Source organism: Yoonia sp. 67-2, assembly GCF_035117555.1.
Lineage (GTDB): Bacteria > Pseudomonadota > Alphaproteobacteria > Rhodobacterales > Rhodobacteraceae > Yoonia.
The window spans coordinates 37,381-47,737 of sequence record NZ_JAYKPK010000004.1 but is presented as its reverse complement, the minus strand read 5'-3'; the positions used below and the strand labels follow the sequence as shown (position 1 = coordinate 47,737).

General features: G+C 60.2%; 11 protein-coding genes. 10 read left to right on the top strand and 1 reads right to left on the bottom strand.

Translation table 11 applies throughout. The features are described from left to right. Positions 1-12 precede the first annotated feature (12 nt). Positions 13-1,575 carry a murein biosynthesis integral membrane protein MurJ gene (gene murJ / locus VOY09_RS07770; RefSeq protein ID WP_322894093.1) on the top strand — a complete coding sequence of 521 codons (1,563 nt, stop codon included), beginning with the start codon at positions 13-15 and terminating at the stop codon, positions 1,573-1,575. Between the two features lie 63 nt (positions 1,576-1,638). Here the strand turns inward: murJ and VOY09_RS07765 are convergent, their stop codons facing one another. Beyond that, positions 1,639-2,316 carry a rhomboid family intramembrane serine protease gene (locus tag VOY09_RS07765; RefSeq protein ID WP_322894094.1) on the bottom strand — a complete coding sequence of 226 codons (678 nt, stop codon included), beginning with the start codon at positions 2,314-2,316 and terminating at the stop codon, positions 1,639-1,641. A 103-nt stretch (positions 2,317-2,419) separates the two neighbouring features. Between VOY09_RS07765 and trpS the strand changes: the two genes are divergently transcribed. The 9 genes from trpS to VOY09_RS07720 all read left to right on the top strand — a co-directional run bounded on the left by trpS (position 2,420) and on the right by VOY09_RS07720 (position 10,327). Beyond that, positions 2,420-3,436, top strand: coding sequence for a tryptophan--tRNA ligase (gene trpS, locus VOY09_RS07760; protein ID WP_322894095.1), 1,017 nt, complete (start codon positions 2,420-2,422; stop codon positions 3,434-3,436). Between the two features lie 93 nt (positions 3,437-3,529). Further along, the gene (locus tag VOY09_RS07755) at positions 3,530-4,024 is read left to right on the top strand and encodes a VOC family protein (protein ID WP_322894096.1); all 495 of its coding nucleotides are present in this window, start codon (positions 3,530-3,532) and stop codon (positions 4,022-4,024) included. Positions 4,025-4,223: 199 nt separating this feature from the next. After that, positions 4,224-4,679 (top strand): universal stress protein, encoded by a 456-nt coding sequence (locus VOY09_RS07750; protein WP_322894148.1) that lies wholly within the window; start codon positions 4,224-4,226, stop codon positions 4,677-4,679. Positions 4,680-4,756: 77 nt separating this feature from the next. Next, on the top strand, positions 4,757-5,320 hold the full coding sequence (locus VOY09_RS07745) for a NifU family protein (RefSeq protein WP_322894097.1): 564 nt from the start codon (positions 4,757-4,759) through the stop codon (positions 5,318-5,320). After that, on the top strand, positions 5,310-5,954 hold the full coding sequence (tsaB, locus tag VOY09_RS07740) for a tRNA (adenosine(37)-N6)-threonylcarbamoyltransferase complex dimerization subunit type 1 TsaB (protein WP_322894098.1): 645 nt from the start codon (positions 5,310-5,312) through the stop codon (positions 5,952-5,954). Before VOY09_RS07745 ends, tsaB begins: the two co-directional genes overlap by 11 nt. After that, entirely contained in the window at positions 5,951-6,370 is a 420-nt protein-coding gene (locus VOY09_RS07735) for a GNAT family N-acetyltransferase (RefSeq protein WP_322894099.1), read from the top strand. The genes tsaB and VOY09_RS07735 overlap by 4 nt, the downstream gene beginning before the upstream one ends. 185 nt (positions 6,371-6,555) lie before the next feature. Then, positions 6,556-7,551, top strand: coding sequence for a BMP family ABC transporter substrate-binding protein (locus VOY09_RS07730; protein ID WP_322894100.1), 996 nt, complete (start codon positions 6,556-6,558; stop codon positions 7,549-7,551). Between the two features lie 74 nt (positions 7,552-7,625). Next, positions 7,626-9,230: an ABC transporter ATP-binding protein gene (locus VOY09_RS07725; protein WP_322894101.1), complete on the top strand. Its 1,605-nt coding sequence runs from the start codon at positions 7,626-7,628 to the stop codon at positions 9,228-9,230. Between the two features lie 2 nt (positions 9,231-9,232). After that, a complete protein-coding gene (locus VOY09_RS07720) occupies positions 9,233-10,327 on the top strand; it encodes an ABC transporter permease (RefSeq protein ID WP_322894102.1) in 1,095 nt (364 codons plus the stop codon). The last annotated feature ends 30 nt before the right edge of the window (positions 10,328-10,357 follow it).

Here is a 10,357-nt window from a genome sequence, read left to right as displayed (position 1 = left end):
GGGCCTTTTGGCATGAAACAAGTGCGCCTGATGTCGGGCTTTTTCACCGTCGGTCTCTGGACCCTGCTCAGCCGTGTGGCGGGTTTTGTGCGTGATATCTTTATCGCCGCCTATCTGGGCACCGGCCCGGTGGCCGAGGCTTTTCTGGTCGCCTTTTCCCTGCCCAATCTGTTCCGCCGGTTCTTTGCCGAAGGCGCGTTCAATATGGCCTTCATCCCGATGTTTTCCAAAAAGCTGGAAGCGGATGACGGTGCACATCGTTTCGCGCAGGATGCCTATCTGGCGATGGCAGTGATCCTGTCGATCTTCACCGTGATCGGGATCGTGCTGATGCCTGCATTGGTGACCGCGATGGCCAGCGGGTTTATTGGATCAGAACGGTTCGATCTTGCGGTTTATTATGGCCGGATCGCCTTTCCCTATATCCTGTTCATCTCGCTGACAGCCCTCTTGTCCGGCGTGCTGAACGCCACCGGGCGGTTCACCGCTGCCGCAGCGGCCCCCGTGATCCTGAATGCGGTCTTCGTGCTGGCGCTGATCATCGGTGCCGCGACCGGCTCTGTCCCTGCCATAGAAGACCCCGAACGGATGGGCTTGTGGCTGGCCCTTTCCGTGCCTTTGGCCGGGATCGGGCAATTGGCGCTGGTCTGGTGGGCGGCAAGCCGTGCCGGTTTCACCCTGCGGATCGGACGCCCGCGCTGGACACCTGCGTTGAAACGGCTCGCGATCATCGCCGCCCCCGCCGCACTGGCCGGTGGTGTGGTGCAGATCAACCTGCTGGTGGGCAGGCAGGTCGCCAGTTACTTCGACGGTGCAGTGGCATGGCTGAACTACGCCGACCGGCTCTACCAACTGCCCTTGGGCGTCGTCGGCATCGCCATCGGCGTGGTGCTGCTGCCCGATCTGTCGCGCCGTCTGCGTGCGGGCGATCTGGCCGGTGGCAAGGATGCGTTCAACCGCGCCTGTGAAGTCTCGCTCGCGCTGACCATCCCCGCTGCCGTGGCGCTGATGGTGATCGCGCTGCCCTTGGTGTCGGTCCTGTTTGAACGCGGCGCATTCGGTGCGGATGACAGCAGTGCCACCGCCTTTGCCGTCGCGGTCTATGGCCTCGGTCTGCCTGCCTTTGTGATGCAAAAGACCCTGCAACCGCTGTTTTTCGCGCGCGAAGACACCAAACGTCCATTCTATTACGCCCTTGCAGCATTGGTCATGAATGCCGCCCTTGCCGTCGGTCTGTCGCCTTTCATTGGCTTTATCGCCGCCGCCTATGGCACCAGCCTGACCGCCTGGGCGATGGTCTGGCTTTTGTGGCGCGGCAGCCGGAACATGGGCGAAGCCGCCGATTTCGACATGCGGTTCAAAACCCGCCTGCCCCGGATCATTGCTGCATCCGTGGCGATGGGGCTGATCCTCGCCGCGCTCGCCTATGTGATGGCTCCGTTTTTCGCGATCCCGACATGGCGCTATCTGGCGCTGCTGATCCTGATCGTGGCAGGCGCTGCCAGCTATTTTGGCATCGGCCAGATCATCGGCGCGTTCAAACTGGCCGAATTCCGCCGCGCGATGAAACGCTGATCCCACAGACACGCGGCCCCCTCGCTTTGGTGAAAATACTCCCGCCGGAGGCTTGAAAGTTCTTCAGGACCGCTCCCGCAGCCGATACAGCAATTGCGCCCAGCCCCCCGGCGCGAAGGGGATCGCCAGCAAGAACCCCGCCGCAAAGCCCGCCAGCTCCGCGATCCACGTATTGCCCACGCCGAAGATCAGCCCGAACCCCAATTGCAGCGCCAAAAGAAACCCGATCAGCTGAAACGCCCGCAACTGGTTCTCGCCCGCCTGCCCCAGCCGCAGCCAGAGCACATAGGTATAGGCCCCGATCAGCCCGTAAACCGGGGTGAAGCCGCCCAACAGGGGCCCATTGCCTTCGACCAGCAGCCCGTAAACCACGGCTCCGGCGATCGCGGTCAGCAGATAGATCGCCAGCACCTTCAGCCCACCGAAATACTCAGAAGTGAACTTGCCCAAAGCCAGCGTCAGTGCCGCGCAGAACGCCGCCCCGACGATTTCGGTATTGATGAAAGGATAAGTCACAAACCGCCACAGGATATCGGGCGCGAAATCCCGCTGCACCAGCACCCGTTCCAGCACGGCGGGGGAGTAGCCGAACATGCCGATCCCTTCCATCCGCCAGCCGACCCCGCGCGGCCCGCCCAGAAGCCCGGCATTGGCCAGTTGGAACACAGCCTCTGCCCCGATGATCAGCAGCGCGAGGCCGATGACAACAGGCGACAGATCATTGATCGGTTTCTCGGACACGGGCTTATCCCTTGCGGCAGTTGAAGTTGACGGGTCTGTCTGGCATGGGTATGCGACGCGTTACCTGAAATCCAGCCCCCGCAAATCAACCCGGACGATGATCATGACCCAGACAAGTTTTACCCCACGTGTGTTTTCCGGGATCAAACCCTCTGGCGGCTTGCAGCTGGGCAATTATCTGGGCGCGATCAAACGCTTTGTCGGCATGCAGGGCTCGATGGAAACGATCTATTGCGTCGTCGACATGCATGCAATCACCGTCTGGCAGGACCCTAAGGATCTGGCCAATGGCACGCGCGAGGTTGCGGCGGGCTATCTAGCCGCGGGCCTTGATCCGGCGAAATCGATCCTGTTCAACCAAAGCCGGGTGTCTGCCCATGCCGAACTTGCATGGATTTTCAACTGCGTCGCGCGCGTCGGCTGGATGAACCGGATGACCCAGTTCAAGGACAAGGCGGGGTCGAATGCGGAAAAGGCATCGCTGGGCCTTTATGCCTATCCATCGCTGATGGCGGCGGACATCCTGCTTTATCACGCGACGCAGGTGCCCGTAGGCGAGGATCAGAAACAGCATGTCGAACTGACCCGCGATATCGCGGCGAAATTTAACCATGATTACAGCGTCGATTTCTTTCCGATGACTGAACCCGTGATCGACGGGCCAGCCACGCGGGTGATGAACCTGCGCGACGGCACGCAGAAAATGTCCAAATCTGGCGAAAGCGATATGGAACGGATCAATATGCTGGATGATGCCGATACGATCGCGAAGAAATTCAAGAAGGCCAAGACTGATCCAGAACCGCTCCCCGAAACCGTCGAAGGGCTGAAATCCCGGCCCGAGGCGCGCAATCTGGTCGAGATTTATGCAGCCCTTGACGATACCACGCCCGAAGCCGTGATCGCGCAATATCCCGGCGCGGGCTGGGGCACGTTCAAACCGGCATTGGCCGATCTGGCAGTGGCGAAACTCGCACCGATTTCGCAGGATATGGCCCGTTTCATGGCCGACCCGGCAGAGATTGACCGGATTCTGGCGCAAGGCGCTGAAAAGGCCCGCGCGATTGCCGCACCGATCCTGCACCAGACCTATGATATCGTCGGCCTGTCGCGCGGCTGATCTGCAAAGCCGCACAAGCCATGCGTGACAATGGCGGATAGCGGCAAAGGCGATTGATGTTACCTTAGCAGCAATGCTGAAAGGAATATCATCATGCCCGCTCCTGCTGCCACCCGCATCGGCCACGTGCATCTGCGTGTCGCTGATCTTGACCGTGCCATTGCGTTTTACGCCCATGTGCTGGGGTTCCACGTCACCCAGCGCTATGGAACCGGCGCTGCCTTTCTGGCGGCGGGCGATTATCACCATCATATCGGGCTGAACACATGGGAAAGCCTTGGCGCGACACCGCCGCCTGCGGGGCATACCGGGCTGTATCATACGGCTTTTCTTTACCCTGATCGCGCCGCACTGGGGGCTGTGATTGCGCGGGTGCTGGCGGCGGGCATTCCGCTCGACGGTGCGGCAGATCACGGTGTCAGCGAAGCCGTCTATCTGCGTGATCCCGACCAGAACGGTGTCGAACTTTACGTCGATAAACCGATGGCAGACTGGCCGCGCAATGCCGATGGCGGAATACAGATGGTGAACGCGCGGCTCGATGTGCAGGCCTTGGTTAACCTTGCGGCAGCATCGTCACAAAATTGAATCCGGCGGGTGCGAGGCTTAAATTGCGCTGCATAGATTCGCTCTGCTCCGCCCCGGCTGGGTGCCATCCCGCCCCCTTTTGGCACCCCGGTCTTGCAGGCACCCGGCGTTTCCCCGGCGCTGGGTGCCACGCAGCTTGATCCCATTGCCAGCGTCCTGTCCTTGCTGCACTATGACCCGCAACAGGAGAGTGATGATGATGCGCAAGTTTCTGGTGATCTTGGATGACAGCCGCGAATGCCTGAACGCTATGCGCTTTGCTGCGATGCGCGCGGCGCATACTGGCGGCGGTGTAGCGATCCTGTCGGTGATTCCCCCCGATGAATTTAACCATTGGATCGGCGTGGGTGAGATCATGCGCGCCGAAGCCCGCGAGCGGATTGAGGTGCATTTCGAGGTTTTCGCGAAATGGATGCGCGACAAGCAGAATGTGAACCCCGAATTGATCATCCGCGAAGGCGAGCCTTTGACCGAGATCATGGCCCAGATCAACGAAGACCCCAGCATCGGCATTCTGGTGCTTGGCGCTGGCACCGATAACAAAGGCCCCGGCCCGCTGGTCACGCAGCTCAGCCGTCAGGCGGGCAGTCTGCCGGTGCCGATCACCATCGTGCCGGGGGATCTGTCGAAAGAGCGGCTTGAACTGATCACCTGACTTAGAACCGTTCTAAAAACCTTGACAGGCAGCGCCCGGATAGGCATATATAAATCCTGACAAAAAAGGTCCGCGCCATGTTTATCCAAACCGAATCGACCCCGAACCCAGCGACGCTGAAATTCCTGCCCGGCCAGAACGTGCTGGACGTTGGCACCGCCGATTTCCCGAGCATGGAAGCGGCGGAAAATTCGCCACTGGCCAAGCGTATTTTCGCGACCGGCGGCGTGTCGGGCGTGTTCTTTGGCATCGATTTCGTGACAGTGACCAAGGCGGATGACGTCGAATGGGATCACATCAAACCCGGCATTCTGGGCGCGATCATGGAACATTACCAATCCGGCCAATCTGTCATGGCGGAAGACCACAAACCGGTCAGCGGCCATGCCGAACATAGCGGCGAAGATGCGGATATCGTCGGTCAGATCAAGGAATTGCTCGACACCCGCGTTCGTCCCGCCGTGGCGCAGGATGGTGGCGATATCACCTTCCACGGCTTTGACCGTGGCATCGTCTATCTGCATATGCAGGGCGCTTGCGCCGGTTGCCCGTCCTCCACATTGACGCTGAAAATGGGCATCGAAAACCTGCTGCGCCATTATATCCCCGAAGTGGTCGAGGTGCGGCCTGTTGCCGCCTGAGACGAAACTGATCGCATTTGACACATCGGCGGCGCATTGCGCCGCCGCTTTGCTGTTGGGCGATAGGGTGGTGACCCGCGTGGATGACATGGCCAAGGGTCAGGCCGAACATCTGCTGCCGATGGTTGAAGAGATGTTGGCGGCAGAAGGTCTGACTTGGCGCGATCTCGACGGGATCGGCGTCGGCACCGGGCCGGGCAATTTCACCGGCATCCGCATTTCCGTCAGTGCCGCGCGCGGGTTGGCGCTGGGGCTGGGCAAGCCTGCGATTGGCGTGTCGCTCTTGGAGGCGCAGGCGTTCGGGCTGGATGGTGCTATTGTGTCCTGCCTCGATGCGCGGAGGGACATGGTTTATGTTCAGGTGTTCGGGGCGGGCGAGAGCGCGCCGCAGCTTTCTGCGCTGGATGATCTGCCGGGTTTTCCGGCTGATGCTCGCATCGTCGGACCTGTGGCGGATCGGATCAGTTCGGTCACTGGTTTGACAGTTGTGGTGCCATCCGAACCGCCGATCAATGCCATCGCCCGGATTGCGGCGCAGCGGGTTGGCGGGGAAAATCCCCGCCCCACGCCGCTTTACATTCGCACCGCCGATGCCGCCCCCGCGCGCGATGCTGCTCCGGTCATCCTGCCATGACGCCAGAGGCGATGGCAGACATACATGCGCAGGCGTTTTCCACCACCCGGTCATGGACGGCAGCAGAGTTTCGCGATCTGATCACCCAACCCGGCACGATCATCGCAGGCGACGACCGCGCCTTTGCGCTGCTTCGCGTAACACTGGACGAGGCCGAAGTGCTGACCATCGCCACGGCCCCCGCGCATCGCCGCAAAGGTCTGGCGCGCAGGATGCTGTCAAAAGCAGAGCAGACGGCACAAGCCAAAGGCGCGACTGCGGTCTTTCTGGAGGTCGCCGAGGATAATGCCGCAGCCCGCGCGCTCTACGCGCAGGCGGGTTATACGCAGGTCGGTCGCCGCCCGGGATATTATCTGCCCAAAGATGCAGCACCTGTCGCAGCATTGGTTCTACGCAAGGCACTCACACGCGGTTAACCCCGCGTCAGGGCAAATTGTGATGATCAATCCCTCGCCACTTGCTTATTTTTGCGCAAAAACCTGTTGATCTTCTGTCCCGGAAAAGGCCTTATCTTGCGATGGTCCGGCAACGACCGGCTCGGTTTTCAACAAAGGCATTTCGCGGACAATTCCGCCTTTGCACAACGACTTGGGAGACGACAATGACCCTTATCCATAAACTTCTTGGCGCTTCGGCAGCCCTGGCCCTGACGGCAGGTGCGGCTGCTGCTGATCCTGCGATCCTGTTCGATCTGGGCGGCAAATTTGACAAATCCTTCAACGAAAGCGCCTATAATGGCGCAGAGCGTTGGGCGACCGAAACCGGCGGCAGCTATGCCGAGGTGGAAATCCAATCCGATGCGCAGCGTGAACAGGCGATCCGTCGCTTTGCCGAATCCGGCGCGAACCCGATTGTCATGGCTGGCTTTTCCTGGGCGACACCGCTGGAACGGGTCGCGGCTGATTACCCGGACACAAGCTTTACCATCATCGACAGCGTCGTCGATGCGCCAAATATCCGTTCGGTGATCTTCAACGAACATGAAGGGTCCTATCTGGTCGGCATGCTCGCTGCGATGGCGTCCGAAACCGGCACCGTGTCGTTCGTCGGTGGCATGGATATCCCGCTGATCCGCAAATTCGGCTGCGGCTTTGCCCAAGGTGCCTTGGCGGTGAACCCCGATGCAACCGTGATCGCCAACATGACCGGCACTACCCCTGCGGCATGGAACGATCCGGTGCGCGGGTCTGAACTGACCATGGCGCAGATCAGTCAAGGGTCTGACGTTGTCTTCGCTGCCGCTGGTGGCACCGGCGTCGGCGTGTTGCAGACAGCGGCTGACAACGACATCCTGTCGATCGGCGTCGATGCCAACCAGAACTTCATGCATCCCGGTCAGGTCCTGACATCGATGCTGAAACGCGTGGATAATGCGGTTTATGACGCCTTCATGGGTGGCGAGGATCTGGAAACCGGTCTGAACGTCATGGGCGTTGGCGACGATGGCGTCGGCTATGCAGTCGATGAATTCAACGAAGAGCTGATCACCGCCGAAATGCGCGAAGCGGTCGATGCGGCAGCTGCCGAAATCGCTGCTGGCAATCTGGTCGTGCATGATTATTCATCCGACGAAAGCTGCCCGGCGCTGACGTTCTGATCCAGCCCGACAGGCCATAACACGGGGCCGCGCTGATGTATCCGCGCGGTCTTTTGCATTCATAAGGTGCCCGCATGACCACCACAGCCCCCGCAATTGAACTCAAAGGCATCTCCAAGGCCTTTGGCCCGGTGCAGGCCAATAAGGATATCTCCATCCGCGTCATGCCCGGCACGATCCACGGGATCATCGGCGAAAACGGCGCGGGAAAATCGACGCTGATGTCGATCCTTTACGGGTTCTACAAGGCCGATAAGGGCGAGGTTTTTGTCGCCGGCAAAAAGACCAATATCACCGATTCGCAGGCGGCAATTGCCGCAGGCATCGGCATGGTGTTCCAGCATTTCAAACTGGTCGAAAATTTCACCGTGCTGGAAAATGTCGTACTGGGGGCAGAAGATAGCGGGCTGTTGCGCCCATCTCTCGCCCGTGCGCGGCGGGAACTCGCGGCGCTGGCAAGCGAATACGAACTCAACGTCGATCCCGATGCGGTGATCGAAGATGTGGGCGTCGGCATGCAGCAGCGTGTCGAAATCCTCAAGGCGCTGTATCGTCAGGCGGATATCCTGATCCTTGACGAACCAACCGGCGTGTTGACCCCGGCCGAGGCGGATCACCTGTTCCGCATTCTGGAAAACCTGCGCCGCGAAGGCAAAACCATCATCCTGATCACCCATAAACTGCGCGAGATCATGGAGATCACCGACACTGTCAGCGTGATGCGGCGCGGCGAGATGACGGCGACGGTGAAAACATCCGAGACCAGCCCGCAGGAACTGGCAGAACTGATGGTCGGGCGCAAGGTGCTGCTGCGCGTGGATAAGACGCCGCCGGTGATCGGGCGCAAGATCCTCGAAGTGCGCAACCTCAATGTGACCGATGACAAGGGCGTACACCGCGTCAAAGATGTCAGTTTCGACATCCATGCGGGCGAGATTCTGGGCATTGCCGGTGTCGCAGGCAACGGCCAATCCGAATTGCTGGAGGTGTTGGGCGGTTACGAACGCGCCACTGGGTCCGTCCTGATGAACGGGGTCGAGATTGATCTGACCGGCGCGCGGTCTGACGGGCAAAGCAGGCGCGCCAATGGCATCGCCCATGTGCCCGAAGACCGGCAGCGCGAAGGGCTGATCATGGATTTCCACGCCTGGGAAAACACTGCCTTTGGGTATCACCACGACCGGCGCTATCAAAAATCGCGTTTCCTGATGAACAATCAGGCGATCCTGAAAGACACCGAGGAAAAGATGGCCCGTTTCGATGTGCGCCCACCTGATCCGCGTCTGGCGGCCAAGAATTTCTCTGGCGGCAACCAGCAAAAACTCGTTCTGGCGCGTGAGATTGAACGCAACCCCGACCTTTTGCTGATCGGCCAGCCGACACGCGGGGTGGACATCGGCGCGATCGAGTTTATCCACCAGCAGATTGTGGCGCTGCGCGATCAGGGCAAGGCGATCTTGCTGGTTTCGGTCGAATTGGAAGAAATCCTGTCCCTGTCCGACCGGATCGCGGTCATGTTTGACGGAAAAATCATGGGCGAACGGATGCCGCAGCAGACAGATGAAAAAGAACTGGGGCTGTTGATGGCAGGGATGACGTCCGAGCCTAAAGGCGATCTGTTTCAGGCGGTGGCCGAGAACCTCGCCTATGCCGGTGACGGCGCGGGCAAGGGGGTCTGACCATGGAGACAATGCCAAAATGGGCTGATGTGATCCTGATCCCGCTGATTTCGGTTCTGCTTGCCGCATTATTGTCAGCACTGGTGATCCTCGCCATCGGGGAAAACCCTTGGGCGGCGCTGCAATTGATGGTCGAAGGCGCGCTCGGGTCCACCTATGGCTGGGGCTATACGCTGTACTACGCGACCAATTTCATCTTCACGGGCCTTGCCGTATCCATCGCCTTTCACGCGCGGCTGTTCAACATCGGCGGTGAAGGTCAGGCGGTGCTGGGCGGTCTGGGCGTGGCGATAGCCTGCCTTTATATCCCTTGGCCTCATTGGTCGCTGGCGCTGCTCGGTGCCGGTGCGATGGCTGCGGCTTTTGGTGCGGCATGGGCGGCGATCCCGGCCTATCTGCAGGCCAAACGCGGCAGCCATATCGTGATCACCACGATCATGTTCAATTTCATCGCCGCCGCCCTGCTGAACTACCTGCTGATCGGGCCGTTGAAGGTCTCCGGCTCCATGGAACCGGCCACCGCGACCTTCCCCGCCGCGACGCATCTGCCGTCGTTTCAGGATATGTTCAATTTCGGCGAAACCACGTTTTTCCGTGGCGCACCGGCCAATATCACCTTTTTCGTCGGTGTCGCGGCGTGCATTGCGATCTGGGCGCTGATCTGGCGCACAAGGCTGGGCTATGAACTGCGGTCCTATGGCCATTCAGAGGCTGCGGCGAAATATGCGGGCATCAGCCCGACCAAGATCATCATGATCACCATGCTGATTTCCGGCGGTCTGGCCGGGATGATGGCGATCAACAATGTGCAGGGCGAGGCCGAACGGCTGGTCCTGAACGCTGTCGAAGGCGCGGGTTTCATCGGCATCGCCGTGGCACTAATGGGGCGCAGCCATCCGTTTGGGGTCTTGCTGGCGGCTTTGCTCTTCGGGTTCCTGTATCAAGGCGGCGCGGAACTGGCGCTGTGGACCTCGATCCCGCGTGAGTTGATCATCGTCATTCAGGCCTTGGTGATCCTGTTCACCGGCGCGCTGGACAATATGGTGCGGATGCCGCTGGAACGGCTGTTCCTGTCCCTGCGGCGCGCGAAGCAATGATTGATATCCCGGTCGCCTTTTTGATGGAGC